General features: G+C 68.2%; 25 protein-coding genes and 1 tRNA gene. 3 read left to right on the top strand and 23 right to left on the bottom strand.

All coding sequences use genetic code 11. The features are described 5' to 3' along the window. Positions 1-240: 240 nt before the first annotated feature. The 6 genes from thrB to ACIQGV_RS16475 form a co-directional block, all read right to left on the bottom strand. Positions 241-1170, bottom strand: a complete 930-nt coding sequence (thrB, locus tag ACIQGV_RS16450) for a homoserine kinase (protein ID WP_402495167.1) — start codon at positions 1168-1170, stop codon at positions 241-243. 324 nt (positions 1171-1494) lie between these two features. Then, positions 1495-2553 (bottom strand): threonine synthase, encoded by a 1059-nt coding sequence (thrC, locus tag ACIQGV_RS16455; RefSeq protein WP_402495169.1) that lies wholly within the window; start codon positions 2551-2553, stop codon positions 1495-1497. 6 nt (positions 2554-2559) lie between these two features. Next, positions 2560-3852, bottom strand: a complete 1293-nt coding sequence (locus ACIQGV_RS16460) for a homoserine dehydrogenase (RefSeq protein ID WP_402495171.1) — start codon at positions 3850-3852, stop codon at positions 2560-2562. Positions 3853-3998: 146 nt separating this feature from the next. Further along, positions 3999-5390, bottom strand: a complete 1392-nt coding sequence (gene lysA, locus ACIQGV_RS16465) for a diaminopimelate decarboxylase (protein WP_402495173.1) — start codon at positions 5388-5390, stop codon at positions 3999-4001. Between the two features lie 14 nt (positions 5391-5404). Beyond that, positions 5405-6373 (bottom strand): ArgS-related anticodon-binding protein NrtL, encoded by a 969-nt coding sequence (gene nrtL, locus ACIQGV_RS16470; protein ID WP_402495174.1) that lies wholly within the window; start codon positions 6371-6373, stop codon positions 5405-5407. Positions 6374-6487: 114 nt separating this feature from the next. After that, the gene (locus ACIQGV_RS16475; protein WP_402495176.1) at positions 6488-6976 is read right to left on the bottom strand and encodes a response regulator; all 489 of its coding nucleotides are present in this window, start codon (positions 6974-6976) and stop codon (positions 6488-6490) included. A 202-nt stretch (positions 6977-7178) separates the two neighbouring features. Here ACIQGV_RS16475 and ACIQGV_RS16480 point away from each other — a divergent pair. After that, positions 7179-7250, top strand: a tRNA-Arg gene (locus ACIQGV_RS16480). 293 nt (positions 7251-7543) lie between these two features. Then, positions 7544-8452 carry a toll/interleukin-1 receptor domain-containing protein gene (locus tag ACIQGV_RS16485; RefSeq protein WP_402495177.1) on the top strand — a complete coding sequence of 303 codons (909 nt, stop codon included), beginning with the start codon at positions 7544-7546 and terminating at the stop codon, positions 8450-8452. Positions 8453-8489: 37 nt separating this feature from the next. On the opposite strand, the gene ACIQGV_RS16490 is transcribed toward ACIQGV_RS16485, so the two are convergent. The 13 genes from ACIQGV_RS16490 to ACIQGV_RS16550 all read right to left on the bottom strand — a co-directional run bounded on the left by ACIQGV_RS16490 (position 8490) and on the right by ACIQGV_RS16550 (position 18689). Continuing rightward, entirely contained in the window at positions 8490-9962 is a 1473-nt protein-coding gene (locus ACIQGV_RS16490; protein ID WP_402495178.1) for a tyrosine-type recombinase/integrase, read from the bottom strand. Beyond that, positions 9959-10153 carry a helix-turn-helix domain-containing protein gene (locus ACIQGV_RS16495; protein ID WP_351364262.1) on the bottom strand — a complete coding sequence of 65 codons (195 nt, stop codon included), beginning with the start codon at positions 10151-10153 and terminating at the stop codon, positions 9959-9961. Before ACIQGV_RS16495 ends, ACIQGV_RS16490 begins: the two co-directional genes overlap by 4 nt. Continuing rightward, a complete protein-coding gene (locus ACIQGV_RS16500) occupies positions 10150-11307 on the bottom strand; it encodes an AAA family ATPase (protein ID WP_402495181.1) in 1158 nt (385 codons plus the stop codon). The genes ACIQGV_RS16495 and ACIQGV_RS16500 overlap by 4 nt, the downstream gene beginning before the upstream one ends. After that, the gene (locus tag ACIQGV_RS16505) at positions 11304-12203 is read right to left on the bottom strand and encodes a bifunctional DNA primase/polymerase (protein ID WP_402495183.1); all 900 of its coding nucleotides are present in this window, start codon (positions 12201-12203) and stop codon (positions 11304-11306) included. Before ACIQGV_RS16505 ends, ACIQGV_RS16500 begins: the two co-directional genes overlap by 4 nt. Positions 12204-12293: 90 nt before the next feature. Then, positions 12294-12803 carry a hypothetical protein gene (locus tag ACIQGV_RS16510; RefSeq protein WP_402495185.1) on the bottom strand — a complete coding sequence of 170 codons (510 nt, stop codon included), beginning with the start codon at positions 12801-12803 and terminating at the stop codon, positions 12294-12296. Positions 12804-12806: 3 nt separating this feature from the next. After that, positions 12807-13415, bottom strand: a complete 609-nt coding sequence (locus ACIQGV_RS16515; RefSeq protein WP_402495187.1) for a hypothetical protein — start codon at positions 13413-13415, stop codon at positions 12807-12809. Between the two features lie 11 nt (positions 13416-13426). Further along, positions 13427-13615: a hypothetical protein gene (locus ACIQGV_RS16520; RefSeq protein WP_402495189.1), complete on the bottom strand. Its 189-nt coding sequence runs from the start codon at positions 13613-13615 to the stop codon at positions 13427-13429. Positions 13616-13650: 35 nt separating this feature from the next. Next, the gene (locus ACIQGV_RS16525; protein WP_402495191.1) at positions 13651-13902 is read right to left on the bottom strand and encodes a hypothetical protein; all 252 of its coding nucleotides are present in this window, start codon (positions 13900-13902) and stop codon (positions 13651-13653) included. A 139-nt stretch (positions 13903-14041) separates the two neighbouring features. Then, entirely contained in the window at positions 14042-16297 is a 2256-nt protein-coding gene (locus ACIQGV_RS16530; protein ID WP_402495193.1) for a cell division protein FtsK, read from the bottom strand. 76 nt (positions 16298-16373) lie between these two features. Further along, positions 16374-16757, bottom strand: a complete 384-nt coding sequence (locus ACIQGV_RS16535) for an RRQRL motif-containing zinc-binding protein (RefSeq protein WP_402495196.1) — start codon at positions 16755-16757, stop codon at positions 16374-16376. Continuing rightward, positions 16757-17407 carry a GGDEF domain-containing protein gene (locus ACIQGV_RS16540; protein ID WP_402495198.1) on the bottom strand — a complete coding sequence of 217 codons (651 nt, stop codon included), beginning with the start codon at positions 17405-17407 and terminating at the stop codon, positions 16757-16759. The genes ACIQGV_RS16535 and ACIQGV_RS16540 overlap by 1 nt, the downstream gene beginning before the upstream one ends. After that, the gene (locus ACIQGV_RS16545; protein ID WP_402495201.1) at positions 17404-18393 is read right to left on the bottom strand and encodes a DUF2637 domain-containing protein; all 990 of its coding nucleotides are present in this window, start codon (positions 18391-18393) and stop codon (positions 17404-17406) included. Before ACIQGV_RS16545 ends, ACIQGV_RS16540 begins: the two co-directional genes overlap by 4 nt. Beyond that, positions 18390-18689, bottom strand: coding sequence for a hypothetical protein (locus tag ACIQGV_RS16550; RefSeq protein ID WP_402495204.1), 300 nt, complete (start codon positions 18687-18689; stop codon positions 18390-18392). The genes ACIQGV_RS16545 and ACIQGV_RS16550 overlap by 4 nt, the downstream gene beginning before the upstream one ends. A gap of 163 nt (positions 18690-18852) precedes the next feature. Here ACIQGV_RS16550 and ACIQGV_RS16555 point away from each other — a divergent pair, with 163 nt between their 5' ends. Continuing rightward, complete coding sequence (locus tag ACIQGV_RS16555) at positions 18853-19248, top strand: GntR family transcriptional regulator (RefSeq protein WP_402495206.1); 396 nt, start codon at positions 18853-18855, stop codon at positions 19246-19248. A gap of 216 nt (positions 19249-19464) precedes the next feature. Here ACIQGV_RS16555 and ACIQGV_RS16560 read toward each other — a convergent pair whose 3' ends face one another. From ACIQGV_RS16560 to ACIQGV_RS16575, 4 genes are all read right to left on the bottom strand, one after another. After that, entirely contained in the window at positions 19465-20043 is a 579-nt protein-coding gene (locus tag ACIQGV_RS16560; protein ID WP_402495208.1) for a flavoprotein, read from the bottom strand. Further along, positions 20025-21260: a helix-turn-helix domain-containing protein gene (locus tag ACIQGV_RS16565; protein WP_402495211.1), complete on the bottom strand. Its 1236-nt coding sequence runs from the start codon at positions 21258-21260 to the stop codon at positions 20025-20027. Before ACIQGV_RS16565 ends, ACIQGV_RS16560 begins: the two co-directional genes overlap by 19 nt. A gap of 720 nt (positions 21261-21980) precedes the next feature. After that, a complete protein-coding gene (locus ACIQGV_RS16570; RefSeq protein ID WP_402495214.1) occupies positions 21981-22796 on the bottom strand; it encodes a pentapeptide repeat-containing protein in 816 nt (271 codons plus the stop codon). Positions 22797-23004: 208 nt separating this feature from the next. Continuing rightward, positions 23005-23889, bottom strand: a complete 885-nt coding sequence (locus tag ACIQGV_RS16575; RefSeq protein ID WP_402495216.1) for a hypothetical protein — start codon at positions 23887-23889, stop codon at positions 23005-23007. Between the last annotated feature and the right edge of the window lie 384 nt (positions 23890-24273).

Raw genomic sequence — 24273 nt, forward strand, 5'->3', positions numbered from 1 at the left:
CGATTCCGGAGTTTCCCCAGAGGGGGTAGCCCCACCGGCGGACCGCTCGGTGTCCGCATACGGCGTACTGCCCGCGTATGACGTACGGAACACAGTGCGGCTTGGGGGGCTCCCGGAAGAATGTCTGTCCCGGACGGGGACACGAGGCACCTCGCCATGGTGGGGTCGGGTGCAGACTTGAGGTTAACACTACCGGATCCAACAAACATTCCCCCTCTCCAAATCCGGCAATCGCGTGCCTTACTCCCCGCCGGCCGGGGCGAGCGGCAGAACGCTCGCTCCCTGCAGGTCGAGGCCGAGCCGGTTGGCGGCCCATTCCGGGCCGGCCAGGGCCTCGACCTTGTCGGCGGTGTCCGCGTCGGCCAGGGCCATCACGGTGGGCCCGGCACCGGAGATGACCGCGGGCACGCCGTCGGCGCGCAGCCGCTCCACCAGCGCTGCGCTCTCCGGCATGGCGGGGGCGCGGTACTCCTGGTGAAGGCGGTCCTCGGTGGCCGGCAGCAGCAGCTCGGGGCGCCGGGTGAGGGCCTCGACGAGCAGGGCGGCACGGCCCGCGTTGACCGCGGCGTCGACGTGCGGCACGGTGCGCGGCAGCAGGCCGCGGGCGGTTTCGGTCAGTACCGGCTTCCCGGGCACGAAAACCACCGGAACGATGGAATCGGCGGCCTCCATCCTGATCGCACGGGCGTTGCCGGATTCCATCCAGGCGACCGTGAAGCCGCCGAGCAGACACGGGGCCACGTTGTCCGGGTGGCCCTCGATCTCGGTGGCCAGCTCCAGCAGGGCCGCGTCGTCCAGCCTGGACTCGCCGCCTATGGTCACGGCCCGGGCGGCGACGATGCCCGCGCAGATGGCGGCGGAGGAGGAGCCGAGACCGCGGCCGTGCGGGATGCGGTTGGCGCACACGATCTCCAGGCCGCGCGGCTGTCCGCCGAGCGCGTCGAAGGCGGTGCGCATGGAGCGGACGAGGAGGTGCTTCTCGTCGCGGGGGAGCGTCTCGCCGCCCTCACCCGCGATATCGACGTGCAGCCCGGAGTCGGCCACCCGGACGACCACGTCGTCGTACAGACCCAGCGCGAGGCCCAGGGCGTCGAAGCCCGGGCCGAGATTGGCGCTGGTGGCGGGGACGCGCACCCTGACGGCGGCGGCGCGGAAAGCTGGACCGGCCATCGCTCGATGACTCTCCTTGAGCTGCGTGACTGTCTGAGGCGTTCGACAGACATCCGACGACGTAAGACATTCGATGACGTACGGGGAACCCCTGGGCCGCGCAGAGGGCGAGGCGCCGCGCACCACGCTCGGGCATATGCGGCAGGCGGGTTCGGTACAGCCTATCGAAGGAAGGTTCTGCCGCGACATAGGGCGCACAGGAGGCGCACGATGCGTGTCGCGAGCCCCCTGTGCACCCGGTACGGGGATTACCCCGCAGGGTGTCGGGCTGCAGGTCCCGACCGGGCCCCGGAGAGAACCAGGACCCCGGTCCGGACCGGCGTGTCAGGCCAGACCGAGGCGTTCGGCCGCGGTCGCCGCGTCGACCGGGACGGTCACCGGCTGCGGGGCGCCGGCCACGGCCCAGTCGGGGTCCTTCAGGCCGTTGCCGGTGACCGTGCAGACGATGCGCTGGCCCGGGTCGACCAGGCCCTGCTCGGCCGCCTTCAGCAGACCGGCCACCGACGCGGCGGAGGCGGGCTCCACGAAGACGCCCTCCTGCGAGGCCAACAGCCGGTAGGCGCGCAGGATCTCACGGTCCGTCACCTCGTCGATGAGGCCGCCGGACTCGTCCCGCGCGGCCAGCGCGTAGCTCCAGGAGGCCGGGTTGCCGATGCGGATGGCGGTGGCGATCGTCGACGGGTCCTTGACGACCTCGCCGCGCACGATCGGGGCGCTGCCGGACGCCTGGAAACCCCACATCCGGGGGGTCCGGGCGGCCACGCCGTCGGCGGCGTACTCCCGGTACCCCTTCCAGTACGCGGTGATGTTGCCCGCGTTGCCGACCGGCAGGACGTGGATGTCGGGGGCGTCGCCCAGCATGTCCACGATCTCGAACGCGGCCGTCTTCTGGCCCTCGATACGCACCGGGTTGACCGAATTGACCAGCGCCACGGGGTAGTTCTCGCTCAGGCTGCGGGCGAGCGTGAGGCAGTCGTCGAAGTTGCCGTCGACCTGGAGGATCTTCGCGCCGTGGACGAGGGCCTGGCCCATCTTCCCGAGCGCGATCTTGCCCTGCGGGACGAGCACGGCGGAGACCATGCCGGCGCGCACACCGTAGGCGGCGGCGCTCGCCGACGTGTTGCCGGTGGACGCGCAGATGACCGCCTTCGCGCCCTCCTCCTTGGCCTTGGAGATGGCCATGGTCATACCGCGGTCCTTGAAGGACCCCGTCGGGTTGGCGCCCTCCACCTTCAGGTGGACCTCGCAGCCCGTGCGCTCGGAGAGCACCTGCGCGGGGACGAGGGGCGTGCCGCCCTCACGGAGCGTCACGACCGGTGTGGTGTCGGACACCGGCAGCCTGTCCCGGTACTCCTCGATGATGCCGCGCCACTGGTGGGTCATTGCTGGTTACTCTCCTTCAACCCGCATGATGCTGGCGACACCGCGCACGGTGTCGAGCTTGCGCAGCGCCTCGACGGTCCCGTTGAGGGCGGCGTCGGACGCGCGGTGGGTGACGACGACGAGGGACGCCTCGCCGTCCTTGCCCTGCTGGCGCACCGTATCGATGGACACCCCGTGCTCCGCGAACACGGTCGCGACCTGGGCGAGCACGCCCGGCTTGTCGGCGACGTCCAGGCTGATGTGGTAGCGCGTGACGACCTCGCCCATGGACGAGACGGGCAGGGCGGCGTACGCCGACTCGCCGGGCCCCGTCGCCCCGCTGAGCCGGTTGCGGCAGACGGCGACGAGGTCGCCGAGCACGGCGGAGGCGGTGGGCGAGCCGCCCGCGCCGGGGCCGTAGAACATGAGCTGGCCGGAGGCGTCGGACTCGACGAAGACGGCGTTGTAGGCGCCGCGCACGGAGGCCAGCGGGTGGGTGAGCGGGATCATGGCCGGATGCACCCGCGCGGTCACCGAACCGCCGTCGGCCGCCCGCTCGCAGATGGCGAGGAGCTTGATGGTGCAGCCCATCTCCTTGGCGGAGGCGAAGTCGGCCGCCGTCACCTCGGTCATGCCCTCGCGGTAGACGTCGTCGAGGCGCACACGCGTGTGGAACGCGATGCCGGCGAGGATCGCGGCCTTCGCGGCGGCGTCGAAGCCCTCGACGTCCGCGGTCGGGTCGGCCTCGGCGTAGCCCAGGGCGGTGGCCTCGTCGAGGGCCTCCTGGTAGCCGGCGCCGGTGGAGTCCATCTTGTCGAGGATGAAGTTGGTGGTGCCGTTGACGATGCCCAGCACCCGGTTGACCTTGTCGCCGGCGAGGGACTCGCGCAGCGGGCGGATCAGCGGGATGGCGCCGGCGACGGCGGCCTCGTAGTAGAGGTCCCTGCCGTGCTCCTCGGCCGCCGCGTGCAGGGCCGCGCCGTCCTGGGCGAGCAGCGCCTTGTTGGCGGAGACGACGGACGCGCCGTGCTCGAAGGCGGTGGTGATCAGGGTGCGGGCGGGCTCGATGCCGCCGATGACCTCGATGATGACGTCGATGTCGCCGCGTTTGACGAGGGCGGTGGCGTCGGTGGTGACGAGTTCGGGGGCGATGCCCTCACGCACCTTGTCGGGCCGGCGCACGGCCACACCCGCGAGCTCGACGGGCGCGCCGATGCGGGCGGCGAGGTCGGCGGCGTGCGTCGTCATGATGCGCGCCACCTCTGAGCCGACGACTCCACAGCCCAGCAGCGCCACCTTCAGCGGACGCGTACGCATCATCCGACCTCGTTTCCTCAGACCGTCTACGGTGGGTCCAGTCTCACTCACCGGACCGGAGTTTCTGCCCCTGGTCCGGATCGTGAGACATTGATTTCATTTCTACGGGGGTGGCTGACCGGAGATCTTCCGCCCGCGCCCTGCGTGGGTCAGCCGACGTCGAGACGCAGCAGGTCCTCCTCGGTCTCCCGGCGGACGATGACGCGGGCCTCGCCGTCCCGGACCGCCACGACGGGCGGCTTCAGCAGGTGGTTGTAGTTGCTGGCCATGGACCGGCAGTACGCGCCCGTGGCGGGGACGGCGATGAGGTCGCCCGGCGCCAGGTCGGCCGGCAGGAACGCGTCGCGCACGACGATGTCACCGCTCTCGCAGTGCTTGCCGACCACGCGGGAGAGCATCGGCTCGGCGTCGGAGGTGCGCGAGACCAGGGCGACGCTGTACTCGGCGTCGTAGAGCGCGGTGCGGATGTTGTCGGACATGCCGCCGTCGACGGAGACGTAGGTGCGCAGACCGTCGAGCGGCTTGACCGTGCCGACCTCGTAGAGCGTGAACGCGGTCGGGCCGACGACGGCGCGGCCGGGCTCCACGGAGATGCGCGGCGTGCGCAGCCGGGCGGACTCGCACTCACGCGTGACGATCTCGGTGAGGGTCTTGGCGATCTCGTGCGGCTCGCGCGGGTCGTCGTCGCTGGTGTAGGCGATGCCGAGGCCGCCGCCGAGGTCGATCTCGGGCAGTTCGACGCCGTGCTCGTCGCGGATGTCCTTCAGCAGGCCGACGACGCGGTGGGCGGCCACCTCGAACCCGGACAGGTCGAAGATCTGCGACCCGATGTGGGAGTGGATGCCGATCAGTTCGAGACCGTCGAGCTTCAGGGCCCGCCGTACGGCCTCGGCGGCCTGTCCCCCGGCCAGCGGGATGCCGAACTTCTGGTCCTCGTGGGCGGTGGCGATGAACTCGTGGGTGTGGGCCTCCACGCCGACGGTGATACGGATCTGCACCCGCTGCCGCCTGCCCAGCTCCTGCGCGATGTGCGCGACGCGCACGATCTCCTGGAAGGAGTCGAGCACGATCCGCCCGACCCCGGCCTCGATCGCCCGGCGGATCTCCGCGGGCGACTTGTTGTTGCCGTGGAAGGCGATGCGGTCGGCGGGCATGCCGGCGGACAGGGCCGTGGTGAGCTCGCCGCCGGAGCACACGTCCAGGTTGAGGCCCTCCTCGTGCAGCCAGCGCACGACGGCCCGGGACAGGAACGCCTTGCCCGCGTAGAAGACGTCGGCTTCCGGCCCGAAGGCGGTGCGCCAGGAGCGCGCCCGGGCGCGGAAGTCGGTCTCGTCGAGGATGTAGGCGGGGGTGCCGAACTCCTCGGCGAGGCGGGTGACCGGGATGCCCGCGACGGTCAGGACGCCGTCTTCGTCACGGCTGACGGTCTGGGCCCACACCTTGGGGTCGAGGGCGTTGAGGTCCGTGGGCGGCGCGCTGTAGTGGCCCTCGGGAAGGACGTCGGCGTGACGGGGCCCGGCGGGGTGGGCGGAACGGCTCATCGTGGCGTGCTCTTTCAGAGATGGTCGGGTGCGTCGATGCCGAGCAGGGACAGGCCACCGGCCAGCACCGTCCCGGCGGCTTCGGCGAGGGCGAGCCGGGCGCGGTGGGCGGCCGAGGGTTTCTCCTCACCGCGGGGCAGCACGCCGGGCAGCAGGGGGAGGACGGCATCGGCGACGGTGACGAGATGCCGGGCGAGCCGGTCCGGTGCGTGGTGGGCGGCGGACGCGGCGAGTACACGGGGGTGATCGGCCAGGAGGGCTTCGAGCGGGGCCTGGTCGTCGAGGGCGCCCGGCTCGGAGGCGAAGCCGAGGGCGGCGGCGTTACGGGTGAGGGCCCGGGTGCGGGCGTGGGCGTAACGGACGCGGAAGAGAGGGTTGCTCTCGCGCTGGAGGAGATGGCCGGCGGTGATCCGGGGCCGGTCGTGCGGGGCGGGATGCAGCAGGGCCCAGCGGGCGGCGTCGGGGCCGAGCGGTGCGGGGTCCTCCGGGGCGGGCACGGGGCGGAGGTTCACCGGCTCGCGGTGGACGACCTCGGCGCGGCCTCCCTGCGAGCCGACGATCCGGGCGAGCGCGTCGGCGACGGCCTCGGCCCGCACCTCGTACGGCACCCGCAGTTCCACGGTCCGTCCGGCGAGGGCGTCGGAGTGCCCGTACCGCGGTCCTTCGCGCAGGATCCTCCGCACGAGCTCGGCAAAGGTGTGTCCGTCGAGACTGATGTTGAGGAAGCCGGGCCCGGTGATGGCCACGCCGGTGACACCGTCGGCCCGGGCGAGATGGGGCAGCAGCACCTCGGCGACCTGCCGCGGGGGCCGACCGGCCGCGCGGGCCAGCTGCAGCGCGACATTGGTGGCGTAGTCCCCGCACCCTCCGGGCCCGGGCGGTCCCACCGCCACCCGCTCCGGCACCGCCACCCTCAGCTCGCCCCCGTCCACGGCACGGCGGACCGCGTGCAGGACGGTGCGCGAGAGCTCGACGGGGGTCACGGGCACAAGCGTATGGGAGGAGGGGGGTGGGTATGCGAGCCGGTTTACGGGATGGTCCGGGATGTGGACGGGCTCCTGGAAGACGCGGGCTCCCTGCCGGAAAGCGGAGGGTCCCTATCCGTCCCCGGCCCCGAGCGCACCCCCGCAGGCGGCGGTGCGCTCCCCGCCCCCGCCCCTCTCACCGGGCTCGTCGAGTTCGTCGAGTTCGTCGCGTTCGAGCTCCGGGTCCGGGTCCGGCCCCTGCGGCTCACCGCCCTGTCCCCGGTCGATCAGCCGGCGCACGAGGCGGACCAGTTCGGCGGGCTCGAAGGGCTTGGCGAGGAAGGCGTCGACGCCGACGTCGAGGCCGGTCTCGACCTCGTACTGGGTGCAGCCGCTGACGATGGCGACGGGCAGATCGCGGGTACGCGGGTCGGCACGCAGCCGGGCGGCGGTCCGCAGCCCGTCGAGCCGGGGCATCACCACGTCGAGCGTCACGACGTCGGGCCTCACCTCATGGACGACATCCAGACACTCGGCACCATCGGCCGCGGTCACGACCTCGAGACCCTCCAGCTCGAGATTGACCCTGATCAGCTGCCGGATGACCTTGTTGTCGTCCACAACAAGCACCCGGCCCGACGCGCCTGGCACAACTCGAGAGTAGGTCCGGACCGGCCACCCCGTCCGGCTTTTCCCCACTTCCACCCCCTGCGGGGTACACGACACCCCCTCCGCCCCCACGGCAAAACCCGTTCATGAACACCCCGAGGGAGCTGGTAGTGTTCTACCCGTCGCCGCGAGCAACCCGCTCCGCAGCCGACACGCCCCCGTAGCTCAGGGGATAGAGCAACGGCCTCCGGAGCCGTGTGCGCAGGTTCGAATCCTGCCGGGGGCACTCGCCAGTCAGACAGCAAGAATCATGCTCTGACCAGTGCGGATGCCGACATGAGAGAGCGGGAGTCAGTCTCACTGACTCCCGCTCTCTCTCGTTGTCTCTCAGCATTCGCGACACACCTCCGACACACTCGGTCGCCGTCGTCACGCTTGGTTGGCCATCTCCCCTTTCTGTTGCACGCGGGCGATCCCCCGTCAGCATGCTGCCCACCTCGCGCGTCAAGTGGCTCACGAGCATCCGACGTCCTACCGTCGTCTAAGGACGCGTCACGCTGCATCGCAGAGGTGATCACAATGAAACTGTTCATCAGTTGGTCAAACCCTCATGCGCAAGCTGTAGCGGAAACCCTGCGGGACTGGCTTAAAGACGTAATCCACGCACTAGAACCCTTCGTCTCATCCTTGGATGTAGCCAAGGGAGAGCGCGGCCTAGCCGTAATAGCTCGCGAACTCGAAGGGTCGAGCCATGGAATTATTTGCGTAAATCGAGCCAACCAGAGTGCGCCGTGGTTGAACTTTGAGGCCGGAGCGATATCCAAGCAGGTGGATAAATCTCGGGTATTTCCAGTTCTCATTGACCTCCCTGGATCAGACCTGAAAGGACCACTGCGCGGCTTCCAGTACACCGAGCTTTTCTCCGAAGCCGACATGTTGAGGTTGATTGAGTCAATTTGGGAAACATGCCCGGACTCAAATATCGACCTTACTCAACTACAGAGGAACTTTTCTCGACTATGGCCGGAACTCCTCGAATCCTTGAAAGAGATCAGACAGACACCCTCGATAGAGTCTGAACCAGGACAAGAGGCGAGGTCGGACGCGGATAAGCTTGATGAACTCCTAGGGCTGGCACGACAGAACCAACGGCGCATCGAAAGCCTCGAATCAGGCATACTGCTAGGTCAGTCTACCCGGCGCCGACAACGCGAAAAATCAGCCGTCGACGCATTGACGACGAATCCAGATATCGACGATATACTTCGAACGATACGCGAAATAAAGCATCGCCTCACAGAGGAATGCGGTGAGCCGATAGAGCTGGACACGAAGCAGCAAGGCCGCATAGTGGCTTTGATACCTAGCGGCGTGAGAGTGGGCACTGAGACTGCGCGAGTTTTGAGCGAACTTGCGCGAAGTAACGGTCTTAAACTCCAGTTCCACCGCACACAAATAAAGAGCACAGACGCCCAGAGGGAGCCTTGATTCGACTCGACGAAAATCCTCAAAGTTCTTCGCACTCCTAATGAAAGTCGCCGGAGTCCCCTTCAGTTTCAAGCATTTCCGTGATCTTCCTATTCGCCATCTCCTCATGACCGTCCACGCACCCGTGATAGCGACGGTGAATCACTTCCGGCGAATTTCCGACCCGTCGGGCAACCTCAGCGATGGGCACTCCCGCGTTCAACCATCGCGTGATGCACGCGTGCCGTAGGTCGTACGGCCGACCTGCCAAAGGGGAATCGATTCGTTCCGGCGGGAGGGCGTACTCCCGTGCTTCCTCCCACACCCGCCAGTAGGTGGATGAGCCGACCACTCCCCCGCGCTCGTTGCCGAACACGCGCCCTTCCTTAGCGGTCCCGAACTCCTTCAGGTGGGCCCGGAGGATGGCGCCCAGTACAGGCGGAATGGGGACCGGCCGGTCTGTGGACGCCTCGCGCGCCTTCAGGCCCCGGCGGTCGTGGCGCTCCCCGGAGTCGGTCCACTGCTTGCCGGAGACGGGGCGTGTTTCCCGCAGCGTCAGCGTGCCCCAGCCCTTCTCTGGCAGGTGGCAGTCCGACAGACGTAGCCCGACCGCCTCAGCGGGCCGGAGCCCCGCGTAGTACAGGACCGCATAGAAGGCGACCAGGCGCCGCCCGCGGCAGCGATCCCACGAGCCGACGTAGGAGACGGATGTAAGCAATTGCCGGGCCTGTACGGCGTTCACCAGGACGCGCGGGTCCACCACGTCATTGGAGCCGACGCGCTTCCGGCGGGTCCGCTGAAGTGGGTTCTCGGGGAGCTCCCCGGTGGCCACAGCGTGTTCGAGCGCGGCGTTCAGGGCCCGGCGGCGCCGCTTGTACGTGTCGCCCGCGGCCGGGGTGCCGTCCAGCTTGTAGCTGACTCGGTACAGCACTTCCTCGATCACCTCGGCATCGGCAAGGTCGGCCAAGGGCCGGTCGGTCGTTGTGACCCAGTCGTACGCGGCCTTGAGTTCGGCCGGCGGGTCCTCCCCCTCGTTCGCGGGGACGACCCCCCAGCGGAAGGCCAATCGCAGGAATTCATCCTCGGGGGCGCTGTCCCCGCGCTTGACCATGGCGAGTGTCACGGCCGCGAGACCATCCGCCATGCCCTCACGGGTCTTGGCCGCAGCCGTACGCCACCGCCCGGCCATGTACTTCTGGCAGAACTCGAACCACCGCAACGGCGGTTCGGCGTCCACTGCTTCGGCAGCTTCGGTGGCCGCGCGCACCTCGGATTCAGGCAGTCCGGATTCGATCTCGAACGCTTCACCACGCCGGTTCATGGCCTGCCACAGCTCAGAGCGTCGGCTCTCCGCGAGGGCGGACGTGGTGAACGTGTCGCCGTACACCCGCCCGGCCACCACCCACCGGAGGCGCCACGGGCGGGACTTACGGCCGGTCTTGGACACCTTCCACAGCTTGACGTCGAAGGAGTAGCCCGGCCGGGCGGACCCGCGCGGGCGCCCGGCCGGGGTGTCGTGCTCGGTGCTCACGCAGCGTCCTCCCGCTCCGCGAGCCAGCGCTCGTACTCAGACCGCCGGATCCGCACGTCGCCGTTCGGGAGTTTGATCGAGCGGGGACCCTTCCCGAGCTGGCGCCACCGGTAGAAGGTCGACGGGGCGACCTTCAGATCAGCGATGACCTCCTTGACTGTCATCTTCTCGTCCCGCGTACGGGCGCTCATTCCGCCATCCCTTCGGCTTCGTCCGCACCGGACAGGCCGGACAGCTCCAATTCCGACTGTCCGGGGTATTCATGCAGTTCAGAGGGGGTAACCGGACAGTCGGACAGTGCGGACACCTCGTGGGCACCCTGTGTCCGGGTCTCGGTGTCCGGGTAGTACCGGCCGCCGGGATCTTTGGTGAGCTGTCCGGCGTCGGCCATGCGGTTGCAGGTGCGGCGGATGGTGTCGAGGTCGACCTGCGGCAGCTCGCCCGCCATGTCCTTGGGCTTGGCCCCGGGGTGAGCTCGGACGTAGCGCAGGATCGTGGCGCGTGTGTCGCTGACGGTGTGGTCGGTAACCGGGCCGTCCAACAGGTGCCAGGCTCCGGAGGCGGGCTGGAAGCTGAGGGCGTACTCGGCTTCGTCCACGTCGCGGCCGGTGACGTGCAGGATGCCGTCCGCCTGCCCGCGGGCCCGCTTCAGCACGAGCGTGGCGTCAGCCGCTCCGGCGATGCCGTTGGTGCCAGAGACCTCGGTGAGGAAGTCCTCGGACCCTGCCTTGCGGACGTGGTGAACCAGGACGACGGCCACGCCGTAGTGGTCCGCGAGTCGCTTGGCGTAACCAACGGCGACATAGTCCGCGTCGTACGCGGACACGCCGGCCGGGGCCTGTCCGCGCATCTTGGCGAACACGTCGATGACGACCATGCGCGCGTCGGGGTTGCGCTCCAGCCACTGGGCGATGGCCTCAGTGCCGCCCTGGGGGAAGGGTGGGCATTCGGTGACCAGGGTCAGGCCGGCGGGGGCTGGCTGGCCTCCGAGGAGCTTGCCCATGCGGGTCTGGAGACGGCGCGGGGTGTCTTCCAGGGCGAGGTAGAGCACCGGCCCGCCCTGGACGGGTACGGAGTCGAACGCCTTGGCTCCGGCTGCGACCGACAGGCCAAGTCCGAGGGAGAGCCAGGACTTGCCGACCTTGGGCGGTCCGGCGAGCACGCTGACGCCTTCGGCGAGGATGCCGGGCACGGCCCATTTCGGCTCGGGGAAGTGTGCGGCCATGAGCTGATCGGCCGTCCATGCGGTCCGCGGGCGCTCCCGCTTCGGCGGCGCCGCGGGGGCCGTGTCGGGGTCGCTGGGCACGGAGTACAGGTGCAGGGGCGGGATGGGGCTGGTGCTCATGCCGCGACCGTCCTCGGGCGCCGTGCTCCGGCCCGCAGGCCGGAGGCGATGGTGCGCCGTGCCTCGTGCTCGCCCTGGCCGACCTGAAGCGCGGCCGTCAGCAGCCAGCCGGTGACGTCGGCTTGGCCCAGCTCGCCGCCGGCGACGAGCTGTCCGAGGGCGACGGCGGCGATGTAGAGGCTGTTGTTGTGCTCGTGTGGGCCGGAGCTGGTGACCCGCTCCACCTCCCCGTTGATCGCGGAGCGCAGGAAGGCGGTGCGCCGTCCGTGGCCCGTGAGGGCGACCGTGATGGGTGTCTGCGGGGGCAGCGGGGCCGGGCGCAGGAGTTCGGCGAGCCATTCCGGCAGGGGTGCCACGGGGGCGTTGCAGGTGACCTCGTACGGGTGTCCGTCGAAGGTGCTGCCCGCGCCGACGACGAGACCGCCCCAGGCGCGGGTGTCGACCTTCCAGCCCAGTCCGCGGGCGCTGTCCCCGGCGGTGTTGCGCAGGGGCTCGCCCTGGGGGCCGGTGAAGTACAGGTGGGTGCCGCCGCTCCAGGTGCGCACGGTGTAGGTGTCGGCGGGGAAGGGCTGGTCGTGGCGCTCGCAGAGGACGGCGAGCACGTCGGCGCCGTCGGTGACGCCGTGCTCGGCCCAAACGGCCGGCGGTTTGTCGCCGGGGTGCTTGGGCTTGTCCAGGTCGATGACGACCAGGCCGGAGGGGCCGGTGGCAATGCCGACGTTGAAGGCGGCGGCGGTCCACGCACGGGTGATGCGGTCCGGGTCGGTGGTGGCGCGGGTCTCCCAGTCGGAGACGGCCGGACGCTTGTCGCCGGGGATGAGCGGGAAGACGCGCCAGTCACGCGACGCTGCGTCAAGCGCGGCGGTGAGCTGGGCAGAGCCGTCCGAGTGCGGCATGCTGGGGGTTCTCCTGTTCTGTCTACGGATGGGCAGGGAGAACCGCGGCGGCGGGCGACCTTGCTGGGGAGTCCCGCCGCCGCGGCGTTGCTAGTGGTTCTTGGCCCAGTGGGCGTATTCCTGGCGGACGTAGCCGCGCGGGTCGGCGGCGGTCGCCGGGTGGTCCGGCCAGTACGGGGCGCCGTGGTAGTCGCCCTCGCCGTCCCGGTCGTACTCGATGAGCCGTCGGGCCGCTTCGGTGGCCACCTCGGCCGCGTCGCCGGTGGCGCCGTCCTCGTCTTCGCGCAGCGCGATGCGGTCCAGCAACGCGGCCTTGCGAAGCCAGTACTCCCGGTGCAGGTCCACGCCGAACGGCTTGTCGGCGGCCGTCTGAGCGGTCCATCCGATCTCACGGACCATGCTCGGGGAGAACGCGTACGCCTCTTCCGGCGTCGGCCACGGGTCCGGCTCGGAGCGGTGGTCGGCCGTGACGTACAGCCGGGCGCGCTTGCCGTCGCGAGCGGGGTACTTACGTGCCGGGCTGATGTCGAACGCGGCGGCCAGGGCGCGGCTGACGCGGTCGGTGTCGGCCGGGTCGCAGAGGACGCGAATCTCGAACATGGGTCAGTACTCCTTGCTGGTGCTGATGGACGGGAGTTCAGGCAGCCCGGCGGCTTCCACGGCCTTGAAGTCGAAGCCGGGCAGGGCGGCCCGGCTGATGAGCGCTTGAGCGAGCTGTTCGGCGTAGGCGGCGCCGGTGCGGGCCACCTCGATCTGTGCTCCGGCGCGCAGGGTCTCGACACGCTCGATGTGGGCGTGTTCCTCGCGGCGCGCGGTGTCCTGCCGCTCGGAGGCGATGTGCTCGCGGCGGTCGGTGCGCCAGTACCGCGCGGCGAGCCCGTAGGCGACGGCGGTGGCCAGCGTCCACAGCAGCAGGGGCAGAGACAGCCCGTCGGCGTATCCGGCAACTCCGGCGAGGGCGAGCCCGCCGGAGGCAGCGAACGCGGTTCCGGCGATGACGCTGTCTCCGGCGCGGCCGATGCTCGCGCACACGCCGGCCGCTGCGGCTCCAAGGGACAGCGCGGTCATGAGGACGGCGTTACCGACGGAGTGTTCGGCGCCGTTGGCGTTCCAGATGCGGGCCAGGATCAGCACGGTGGACGTGGCCAGGGCGGGGGCGGCCTTGGGCGCGATGATGGCGAGCCAGTGCCGGGCGATGATCTGTTCGTTCATGGCCAGGCTCCTCACAGTTGCTGGATGGCGTCGATGACAGCGGCAGCGAGTTGGTTGATGGGTCCGGCGGCGCCGGTGGAGGCGAGGAAGAAGCCGAACCCGGCGGCGGTGAACGTGGCGCCGTAGCCGAGGGACTTGGAGCGCAGCAGGAAGAACAAGACGAGTCCGAACAGGGCCACGAGCGAGACGGTGACGGCCACGTGCGGAACCTCCTTCGAGTGGTGTGGGCGGGTGGTCAGTGGATGCCTTCGCGGTAGATCCGCTGGGCGCGGTTGAACAGCCAGCGCCCGGCGCGTATGCGCTTGCCGGTGGCCTTGCAGCGGCGGCAGCTCTTGCCGCGCTTGGGCCGTCCCTTGCGGTCGGTGGTCGTGGCGAAGCCGAAGCCGTTGCACTTGCGGCAGGTTCCGAACGGGCTGGCCGCACACAAAGCGCTGTAACCGAAAGTGACGAACATCAGGCAGGGGATAGCAAGGGCGATGAGGGTCATGAGGGGCCCTTCCGGGCGGCTTCCGGGGTTTCCGCAGGTGGGGTGCTATGCACTAGATCGCAGCTCAGGTGCAATGTGGGGTGCTAGCGGGGGTGCTACCGGTAGCAGGGCGACGTGCTACCGGTAGCACCGGCCAGGGCTAGGCGGCACCCCGCCTTTCGTCACGCTCCGCGATTGCCTTCGTGAGGTCGGCGCGGGCGATGCCGCGGCGGGTAGTGCGGGTTCCGTCGTCGGTGGTGCCGGCCACGTCGCGGGTTTTGATGCCATGCGGCTTGAGCGCGGATGTGACGTTCTCGCCCTTCCAGCCGCCGTAGACCTCAGGGCGCAGCTCCGCCAGCCGGGCGGCGATCCGCTCGTTCCACACCCGCTCCTCCGACGGCGGCACGACCGCGGCGACGTCGGCGAGCAGGTCGTACGACGGGCCGGTCACGGCCTGCGGGTCCTCTCCGAGCGCGTGTCCCGACAGGGTGCCCTCGGACTTGCGCAGGGCGTAGGCGCGCTGAGCGATGGTGTGGGTGGCGTTGTCGTCCAGGTAGGCGGTGCGCACCACGACCGGCAGCGCGGTCGCGCCGGCGAGGTAGCCGTTTCCGGCATCGATCTCGGGGCGGAAGGAAGTGGCGCGTACACCATTCTTGTACGCCGATGTCCCGAGGATCATGTCGTTCTCGACCTGTCCGGCGACCTTGAGAGCGAAGCGGATGGACACGTTGCCGCTGATCCCGGTCGGGAGTGATTCCTTGTCCGGGCGCTGCGTGGCCAGGATGAGGACCACCCCCAGGGCGCGGCCGAGCTTGATAATGAACTCGGCGTCATCCCCTGCCTGTTTGCCGTACTTGGGGTGGGCGAACAGGTTCTGGCATTCGTCGAACACGCCCACGAGCGGCCACAGCTTGAGTGAGCGCTTGTCGGCGATCTGCCGGGTGATGCGCTTGTCCGGGCAGAGGTCCCGCGGCAGCTTCTTGATCGCGGCCGCGCGGCGCATGACTTCTTCGCGCAGTAGCTTCAGGGAGTCGGCCGCGTACTTGATCGAGTCGTCGTCGATACCGGAGACAAACCGGTAGCTGACGGGTTCGAGGGAGTCCAGGTCGCCGGTGCCCTTGTTCTCGTGCAGCCAGAGTTCCACGGACGGATCCATGGCGGCGCCGCAGGCCAGCACACGCACGGAGGCGGTCTTGCCCTGGCCGGGCAGTGAGCCGATCAGGATGTTGTGCTGGATCATCGGCACGGACTGTGCCCGGCCGCGCGGGTCGATGCCGAACGGGATGCGCTTGAAGATGTCGTGTTTGCGTGCCGTGGTGAGCGGCCACTTGACCAGGCCGGTCTTGGACAGGTCCCGGTCGCCCACCCACAGGATGAGGCGCCCCTCGTGTTCGCTGGGGTCGGCGTCGGGCCACACGCACCCCAGAGGGCGGCGCAGGCCGGAGGCGAGCCGGGCGCGCCGATCGGCCACGTCCACCACCGTCACGCCCAACGGCAGGTCGATGTCCGCGCGCCAGCCAGGACCCTCGCGGGTGATCGGGGCGACGAACTTGATGCCGTCCTGACCCTTGGCGACCGCGGAGGTGATCTGGCCGATGCCGATGGACGCCATGGCCTTGACCACGATGTCGCTGGTCAGCTTCTGCGCCTCGGTCTTGATGACCGCGCGGGTGGCCAACGGCGCATCCGCCGGCGCGCCGAGCCAGCCGAGCGTCAGCACGGTGGCCGTGGCAGCGATTACCTGCGTGCGCGGTTCGGCGCCGTAGACCAGGAACAGGGTCATGGCCAGGGCGAACAGGGCGGCGAGGATGGTGACGAGCATCCGCAGCCGCACCCTGCGGTCACGCTGGCGGGACAGCTTGAGGTACAGCTCGGAGTTCTCGCGGCGGGCCTCGGCCTGACGCAGCGGCTCGCCCTCCGCGTCGACCGCCCACCGGCCGATGCGGGTCAGGGTGTTGGCCAGGCCGCGCGGGGAGCGCCAGATGAGCTTGGGAACGTAGAGGAACGGCACGCGGACCGCGTGGAAGGCGATGGTGTGCCAGACGTGCCCGGCCAGCCACCGCATCGCGTCGGCGAACTCCGGGCCCGACTTCGCCCACGCCGGGAGGACGTCCAGCCGCTTGGAGTTGCGGATGCGGTCGATCAGACCGGGGCCCGACTGAGTCGGCGCCGCGCGATCGACCAGAGCCGGGCCGGAGTCGTCCGACTCCCCCGTCTCCGGGTCGGCCGACCCGGTCGTCTTCGCGTCGGCCGACCGGTCGGGCCCGGAGTCGGGCGACGCGTCGGGTGTACGGTCGGGCGACTCGGTACGCGCCGACCGTGCCTTGTCCAGGTCGACCACGTCGCCCGCCGGATCGGCGGCCATCTCGGCTTCCAGCCGGTTGAAAAGTTCGTTGTCGTCGTCGGGGTGTTTCACTGAGGGTTCCTTCTCTCAGGAGGGACGGCGGGGCCCGGCCGCTGCTTTGGTCGATTGAGACCGGGCCCCGTACGGGTCAGGCGACGCGCTGTTCCTCGGGGTAGGCACAGGGACCGCACACCCCGAGCGAGGTCGGGATGCAGTAGCTGTAGGTGATCTGGCACCGCGGGCAGGTGCGGCGGGCGAGCATCGCCAGGGCGAGCGCGCCCCACTTGCGCGATGTCATCGGCCGCACCGGCTTCGCGCGGTCGACGCGGTAGAGGTAGGCGACCTGCACCCCGGCCTTGCGGCCGCGGCGGCTGCGCATCACCTGCGCGGCGACCGGCTGTCCGCCAGGCCGCAGCCCGGCCGCGCGCAGTTGGCGGCGGGTGGCGTAGCCATTCGGGGCGAAGCGCCACGGGTAGGTGGGAATCGCGAATCGGGCGCCGGACGGGTCGAAGCACTTGCCGTAGGTGGACATCAGGCAGCCACCCCCACGACCGGAGCATCGGTCCGGGCTCCGGCGCGGCCGGCGCGCCGCCCGGTGACCGTGGCGAACAGTCGTCCCAACCCGGCACGGCGTGCACCGGCACGGGCCTGCTTGGCCGCGTACATCGCCTCATCCGCCCGCCGCAGCAGCCCGGACAGGTCATCGCCGGGGAAGTCCGCAGCGCGCACCCAGCCGATAGAGACCGTGGTGTGTACGGCCGGGTCCTGGCCGTCGACTGGGCGGGCGAGCACGCCTTGCAGCACGGCGAGCATGTCGGCGGCGGTGCCGTGGTCGTCGATCAGGACGGCGGCGAACTCATCGCCCCCGAGCCGCCCGGCCACTCCGGACCGGCCCACGTGGTGGGCGAGCCGGTCCGCGGTCGCCTTCAGCAACGCGTCCCCGGCCGCATGCCCAAAGGTGTCGTTGATCTGTTTGAAGCGGTCGACGTCGGCCAGCACCACGACCGCTCGCCGGTCCCGCAGCAGAGCCGTGGCGCGACGGGTGAACGCCTCGCGCGTCCGCAGCCCGGTCAGTGGGTCACGGCGGGCGACGTTCAGGCGCCGCCGTAGCCACAGCGTGTGCGCCGTCCAGCCGGAGGCGACCGGCGCCGCCGCAGCCAGCATGGTCAACACGGTGTTCATGCCGCCGCCTCCTCGGTCCCCTCGTCGCCGTCGACGGAGTGCAGGCGGCGACCTTCGGCCCGCTCGTTCAGCAACAGGTCCCGCAGCACGCGTGAGTTAGCAGCCGAGCAGTGCAGCGTGGTCCGGATGGCTTCCGCGTTGATCGCGTCATCGGCCCAGTCGGCCGTGACCTGGCGAGCCTCGGCGAGCAGTTCCCCCGGGGTCCGCGGTGCCTTGGCAGCCTTGGCCTTGCCCTTGCTGCTGGCCGCGCGCTTGCGCGGCGCCTTGGGCGCCTCCGGCTTCGGCTCCTCCCTCTGCGGCGGCATGGGCGGGATGCCCTCGCTCACCGGGGCCAGCTCGCCCAGCTTCAGCAGCACGCGTTCCGGGCGCGGGGTCTTCGACCGCCACCGCCGACCGAACCGCTCGCGTAAGACTGCACGGGCCAACTGCCGCTCCCGCTCCCGCTTCAGCGCCTCGGAATAGGAAGTGATCTCCCACAGCGTCATCCGCCGCCACAGGGCGAACGTCGACAGCGGGGCGAGCATCCAGCGGGAGAAACGCACCTTCTCCATCCGCCGGCCGGTCACGGCGCCGATCCGTACGGCGTAGACGTGGGCACCGATCTCGGAGAACACCACCCACAGCAGCGGCATCGTGCCGTGCGCGACCTTGGCCCACAGCGTGTGCCCGGCGGCGACGTTCAACCCGCACGTGATCAGCGTCAGCGCCCAGGGCACGAAGCGCACCCATGTCAGCGCCATGTCCATCCGGATCAGCAGCAGGTTGGCCACGGTAAAGACCGGAATGGCCACGTCGATCCCGACCGGCAGCATCCACGGCTCGCCGAAGCCCCACCGGGCGGCAGCGGAGGAGACCGCGTCGAACGAGGCGATCAGCCCCAGGGCACCGACCCCGGCCGCGGCGAGCGCGCCCAGTCCGGCAAGGCCCATCTCCGGCTTCGTCAGCGGCGGAACCGCCAGCCGTGCCGTCTCGGTTGCGGTCGTCATGCCGCCGCTCCCTTCCGGGAGGACCGGCGGCGCCGGGCGGGGCGCGCCAGCGGGACGACGTTGAACAGCTCCGGGGCGTGCGCCTCGATCACCTCGGCGGCGATGCGGGCCACGTCGTCCGGCAGGCTGCTGAACTCGGGGTCGGCGAGGATGTCGCGCGCCGCGTCCAAACGGGCCGCGCGCTCCATCTCGCTCTCGCCCTCCACCCCGAGCCACAGTTCAACCGGGGTGCCAAGGGCCAGCTCCACGAAGTCCTCAGCGGATACGGCCTGTTGACGGCCGACGTACGTGTGCATGGTGCTCTCCTGAGTCGAAGGAGCAGGGAGAACCGCAGCGCCGGGCGACCTTGCTGGGGAGTCCCAGCGCCGCGGAGATTTCAGATTGACCTATGTCAATCTGACTGTCAAGAGAGTCAGGCGGGGCGCAGAGATTGACCTAGGTCCAGCTACTCTCGAACCCATGGAGCAGAGTCCAGAAGCGCCCAAGCAGACGCCCACGGCAAAAGAGATCGCCGCGGATCTTCGCGAGAAGATCACGGGTCCGAACCGTGAGTACGATCCGGGAGACCGGCTCCCTGCGGCTCGCAAGCTCGCCAAAGACCTTGGCGTGCAGCTCATGACCGTGCAGAGCGCCTACGGCCAGCTCCGCGACGAGGGGCTGGTTCTCACCCAGCAGGGTCGCGGGACGTTCGTCCGAGACCCGTCGGTGCCGCTCGGTACCGAGCCGGGCAGTAGTCCCGCGTTCACTGCACTGGCAGCAGAATTCAGCTCGATTCATGACGCTCTTCGTCTGCTCGGTGAGCGGCTGGACCGCCTTGAACAGCTTGTCGGCGACGAGGCTCCACCCTCGCCGTAAGTTCGTCCGCTCGCCGTAGCAGTCGTTCGACCGTGGCTCGCGCCTTGCTCAGTCTCGCTTCAATCAAGGCAAGTTCCGTGGGAGTCATGCCTCCCAACTCGCCGCTCCGCTCATTGATCCCTGACATGCCAAGGAGCATGCGGCCGGAAACGAAAGAGGACCCGGACAGACTGTCCGGGTCCTCTTTCCTTGCAGGTCAGGAAGGTTGACGTCTCGTCACCGAGTGGCTTCCTCCACGGCGTCGAGCACTGTGACCCACGGGAGTTCACGCCCCGCCGGCGCTTCCCTTGGTTCGTACAGCGGCCAGACGTCCGAGCCGTAAACGACGTGCACTCCCCCGGCCCGAAGGACGTCGACGTGGCCCTGCCACGCGGGGTGGCGAGCGTGCGCCGCGTTCACCCGGGGAAAGACGACAACCGGCAGACCGAGGGTGCCGATGGCCTCGCCGACCTGTGTCAGCGCCTGGTTGTCCATGAGGCCGGTCGCAAGCTTGGCAACCGTGTTGGCCGACGCGGGGGCGACCACGTAGCAGTCAACCGGCGGATGCGGTCGGTCCTCTCCGGGGAGACGCGGTTCATCACGCACAGGCAGGCCGGTGAGCTTCTCCAGCCGCTCAACCTCGCCGATCATCCGCAGCCACTTACCTGCGGTCGGCGTGAGGGTGACGGCCACCTGCCATCCTCGGTCCATCGCGGGCTCGACAAGACCGGTGCGCAGAGCCTCAACGCCTCCGGCTGCCGACCCGACCACACCCAGCACCCCGCGCTTGCCTGAACTCACTGCACCGCCCTGCACCGCTGAGCCATCACGAACACCTCGGACGAACGCGAACCGCCGGTCACGGGAGACTGCTTGATCAGGTCCCTCAGCGTCTCGCGCACCCTTGGATTGTTGCGTACGAGCTGCGGCGATGTCCGCTCAGCTGTACGTAGCTCCGCGAACGCTTCATCCCCCTGCCCAGCGAGGGACAGGGCACGGGCGAAGTCGATACCGTGCGAGACGCTGCGCTCCTGCGGCATGTGGTCGACGTTGATCCGGCCGTGTTCCACCACGTACGAGACGTTGTCGAGGTCCAGCTCAATGGACAGGCGATGGAGCAGTACGTTCGTCGGCCCGAACCCGGTCTGCCAGTAGTTCCCATCCGCCCCAAGGTCATCCGCGAGTTCTTCGGCGCGGTCCAGTAGCGCCGTTGCGGTGGGTCGGTCCTGATGCCGTGCCGCCGCGACGGCGGCGCGCAGGTGGATCATGCCCAGAAGGCTGAGCGCCGCCGGGTCGCTGTCGGTCACCTGAGCCGACAGCCACGTAGCTGCCGTGTTGCCTAGCTCCAGCGCATCGTCATAGCGCCCGTTGGCGAGCAAGGCATGCGTGCCAGATCGCGCAGCCGACGCCAACACGAGCGGGTCGTCCGACTCGTCAGCGGCTCGCATCGCGCGCTCGGCAGCAAGCCATGAGAGGTCCGACTCGCCGATCTTCGCAAGAGTCGTAGCCGCAAGGTGGTGCGTGCGGGCTGATACTCCCCAGCAGTCGCCATGGTCATCGCCGCGGCGCGCCGCTCGGTCCTCCAGTTCCTGTGCGGTCTGAAGAAGCGCCGGCAAGGCTGCGATCACGCTGCCGAGCCGTCCACCCTGATAGTCGTTCCATGCCTGCTCGACACGCACGGCCACAAGGGCAGGTGTCGGAAGCTGAGTCTCAGCCTCGGGGCCGAAGAGCAGACGCGAGAGCCGACGCGGGCTCATGAGGGCATCACGTACAGCGGGGACATCGTCCTGTTGCCGCTCGTCTTCCATGAGCATGGTCTGACCGAGCAGATCCCCGAGAGGCACGCGCAGGGTGCGCGACAGCTCCGCGAGCATGTCGATACGGGGCGGCTTCCGACGTCCCGTCTCAATCTTCGCGAGCCAGTCAGTGCTACGACCGACCAGACCGGCCAGCACCTCTTGCGTGTAGCCGCGGCGCTTCCGGTAGAACGCGATGCGCTCGCCGATGCTGAGGTGATCTCCAAGACCACGCATGTGGTGTTGCCTCCCGCTGCTGAGTAGGGGCGTCTTTCACGGTACCGACGCGGCGGGGAAGAGGTAAGTGATCTCAGCCCTTACCGCCGATGGCCAACGTGCGGCACTGAGCAGGAGCGGACCCGGACGGATTGTCCGGGTCTGATGAAACCGCGCTGGGAGGTGTCCGCACTGTCCGGCTGTCCGGCTAGGGCTCTCACCTGCACAAACAGCCCGGACAGCTCAAGGTGCCGCTGTCCGGGCTGTCCGGTCACAGACGGCTGCAACACGCAGGGGGGTGTTGCAGCCCGTCGGCAAAGCCGACCTTTCAATGGGCGTAGGAGCCGGAGGCGACTTCCGATCTGCTCTGGCTCACGAGGGGTACACAGCAGGGTTCGGAACTTTCCCTACTTGATCAAGGCCCGCGCACGGCGCGGGCGCGCGCCGCCTCTGCAGCGCGGCCTGCCTCCTGTCTTCGCCCCGGCTGGCCGCGCCAGGCGGCGCGTTATGTGCTGCGGGCAAAGCGAAGAAGTCGCCCCCTGGCCAAAGACATGCCTCCGGCGGGGGTGCTCGGGCTCCGAGATGGCAAGGGGCCCGGTATGCAAGTGCTGGCCGTGAGTGGCCGGTGCCGAGGGGCTCCCATCCCGTCTGCCGTCGCCCCAGGCAGAGCCGAGCGGGCGTGGGTCGACGGCAGACGGGATGGGACCGGGGAGGAACTGTGGCTGCGGTGAATAGCGAGATTCAAGACACGCAGTCTTCGTTCGACCATTGCTGTTTCTGCGCTTCTACCTCGGCGATGCGTGCCTTAACGGCCGGAGCTTCGCTTAGCTCCTGCGGGAGCTCGGTCGTCGAGGTGATTCGAGCTTTCACAACTTGCCCCAGCGTCCAACCATTAGCATTACTCAAGTCCGCCTCAGACAAGTCAGCTTCCCTCAGGTCAGCTCCTGACAGGTCCGCCTCTGTCAAGTCCGTACGGGACAGATTCGACTTGACAAGGTTCGCTCTGGAGAAGTCTGCATCGGTAAAGTCGGCGCCACGCAAGTTAGCACGCGTCAACTTAGCATCCGAAAAGTCTGCCTTCTTCAAATCTGGCCTGCGATCTAGGGAAGGGGGGTATTGCAAATCGACACACCGCAGGTATGCAGCCTGCAAGTTGGGAACGAAATAGCCGTCGCGGTCACTGTTCCGCATTGCTAGAACTGAAAGCGCAGCAGTAGCGTCACGGCGGACACTATCGTCGTCGCCTGGGGGGCGAATCCGTATATAGGATGCCAGTAGATTAGCAATGCTGGGTTGGTCGCGAGGAGAATCTTCCATGATCCGCTGGAGGGCGTAAACGCCACCCATGCGGACTTCCATCGTGTCGTGGCCGAGGTTTTCGACAGCCGCAGTGTACCGATCCGTGATCATTCCTTCCGCGCTGGTTTCCGCCTGCTCTTTTACCGGCTCGACCGAGATGCGGGCGCCTGCCACTGCTCCGATGCATCCCACAAGAGCAGCGATAAGCACGATAGAAATATCGACCAAGCGCGATTTGATCGATGGTTTCTCATACATGCATGTTTGACTCATGCCAAGCATTTAGCTACGCTCTATTGCTTCCCGCAAGTTAGTGTCGCCCATTCGGGTACTGCGAGGAGCCCCGTATTGAACGGACGTGTGCGGACCTTGCAGCAGGCGAGAGGCACACCATCCCAAGGCGGCATCCCCACCCAAGCTGCTTCGGGATGATGGAGTTCGCGCACAATGGGTCGTCGCACTTGCGTCACATAGTAAGACCCGGTGAGCTTTCTCCACCTTCCTCCATTTCTCGCTGAAGTTCCGAAACGGCCATAACAAGTGCTTGAAGCACATTCTCTGGGTTCCGTTGAATCTCGGGGAATCGCCCCACGGCATGCAATTCTACCTGCGTTAGATTGCGCACGATCACGACCGACTCACCCCCCTGAGTAAACTTAATCACAAGAATGGATCCGACTCTGACGCAGGCGCGGGGAACAGCCTCTAGCGCCGACAGGAGATCATTAACGGCTGCCGCCTCTTTCGAGTCGACCTCCGCTTGCCTCAGCTCAAGCTGCGCCAACTCCAGGGCGCGCTCCGCCTTTTTTAGTCGATCCAGTATCTCGCCACCAGCAAATTGTGCGGTTGCTCGCGATCTGCGCCATATGGAACCTCTTTCGATTTCCGCATCGCCCCCCTCTTCGTACCCGAGCACCCTGACGAGATTATTAAGGTTTTCCAGTAGCCAGTCGTCATACCCTTCCTCTCCGTCTATAAATACATCGATCGTAATTTCACCCTCCGCGTATGACTGATATCTTTCATCCAGCTCATTCGCGTATATGGCATGCATTTCGGGTGTTGAATGTGCGAACGTCAGGAAACCGTCATGCCGGAGAGGCATGACCTCATGTGATTCGTACGGATCCACTGCGCGACTCGCCGCCTGCTGGTACGTATCAAGTTGGTCCAGCCTTCGCCAACGGAGATCTTCCACGGGCGCATAAAGTGCACTCAAGGATTCGCTTATGGCATCCTGCAGTTCTTTTATTACTGCGGACGGAAGCCTTCCAGTCTTAGCCGAGAGAATTGCTTCCAACTCGGAGACGGCGGTGCGTAGTCTCTGGATTCGGTCAATAAGAATATCCATAGTGACTATCCTAACGAAAAGTCATATTGATCACGACTTGTGCCGCGACTACACCACCCGCCTACCGTCGGCTCCGAATCCCGCCCGGAGCAAGGTGCCGACATCACAGCCATGAGCACCAAGCCCAGACACGCTCACGAACCAGTGTCGGGGCTGACGAGCAAGTCACCGTAATAAGAGGCCGACTGGCTGTGACCCGTTTCAGTTTCCTTCTTATTCAGCCTCGTTCAAGGTCGCCCATACGAGACCAGGAGTGGGTCTGCAGCACGCCTGTAAGGTGAGTGAGGCAGCTCTCTGGAAGGCGGCAGAGGACACCGGCCTGGAGCGGGAGCACGGCCAGCGCGCTCTGCGCCGGGCCCCACGTGAGTGTCTAACTGCGTGACA

This window comes from Streptomyces sp. NPDC093094, assembly GCF_044754345.1.
Taxonomy (GTDB): Bacteria; Actinomycetota; Actinomycetes; order Streptomycetales; family Streptomycetaceae; genus Streptomyces.

Coding starts and splice junctions, on each gene's coding strand:
- thrB (WP_402495167.1), bottom strand. CDS start 1,170: ATGGCCGGTCCAGCTTTCCGCGCCGCCGCCGTCAGGGTGCGCGTCCCC.
- thrC (WP_402495169.1), bottom strand. CDS start 2,553: ATGACCCACCAGTGGCGCGGCATCATCGAGGAGTACCGGGACAGGCTG.
- ACIQGV_RS16460 (WP_402495171.1), bottom strand. CDS start 3,852: ATGATGCGTACGCGTCCGCTGAAGGTGGCGCTGCTGGGCTGTGGAGTC.
- lysA (WP_402495173.1), bottom strand. CDS start 5,390: ATGAGCCGTTCCGCCCACCCCGCCGGGCCCCGTCACGCCGACGTCCTT.
- ACIQGV_RS16485 (WP_402495177.1), top strand. CDS start 7,544: ATGAAACTGTTCATCAGTTGGTCAAACCCTCATGCGCAAGCTGTAGCG.
- ACIQGV_RS16495 (WP_351364262.1), bottom strand. CDS start 10,153: ATGAGCGCCCGTACGCGGGACGAGAAGATGACAGTCAAGGAGGTCATC.
- ACIQGV_RS16500 (WP_402495181.1), bottom strand. CDS start 11,307: ATGAGCACCAGCCCCATCCCGCCCCTGCACCTGTACTCCGTGCCCAGC.
- ACIQGV_RS16505 (WP_402495183.1), bottom strand. CDS start 12,203: ATGCCGCACTCGGACGGCTCTGCCCAGCTCACCGCCGCGCTTGACGCA.
- ACIQGV_RS16510 (WP_402495185.1), bottom strand. CDS start 12,803: ATGTTCGAGATTCGCGTCCTCTGCGACCCGGCCGACACCGACCGCGTC.
- ACIQGV_RS16515 (WP_402495187.1), bottom strand. CDS start 13,415: ATGAACGAACAGATCATCGCCCGGCACTGGCTCGCCATCATCGCGCCC.
- ACIQGV_RS16525 (WP_402495191.1), bottom strand. CDS start 13,902: ATGACCCTCATCGCCCTTGCTATCCCCTGCCTGATGTTCGTCACTTTC.
- ACIQGV_RS16535 (WP_402495196.1), bottom strand. CDS start 16,757: ATGTCCACCTACGGCAAGTGCTTCGACCCGTCCGGCGCCCGATTCGCG.
- ACIQGV_RS16540 (WP_402495198.1), bottom strand. CDS start 17,407: ATGAACACCGTGTTGACCATGCTGGCTGCGGCGGCGCCGGTCGCCTCC.
- ACIQGV_RS16545 (WP_402495201.1), bottom strand. CDS start 18,393: ATGACGACCGCAACCGAGACGGCACGGCTGGCGGTTCCGCCGCTGACG.
- ACIQGV_RS16550 (WP_402495204.1), bottom strand. CDS start 18,689: ATGCACACGTACGTCGGCCGTCAACAGGCCGTATCCGCTGAGGACTTC.
- ACIQGV_RS16555 (WP_402495206.1), top strand. CDS start 18,853: ATGGAGCAGAGTCCAGAAGCGCCCAAGCAGACGCCCACGGCAAAAGAG.
- ACIQGV_RS16565 (WP_402495211.1), bottom strand. CDS start 21,260: ATGCGTGGTCTTGGAGATCACCTCAGCATCGGCGAGCGCATCGCGTTC.
- ACIQGV_RS16570 (WP_402495214.1), bottom strand. CDS start 22,796: ATGTATGAGAAACCATCGATCAAATCGCGCTTGGTCGATATTTCTATC.
- ACIQGV_RS16575 (WP_402495216.1), bottom strand. CDS start 23,889: ATGGATATTCTTATTGACCGAATCCAGAGACTACGCACCGCCGTCTCC.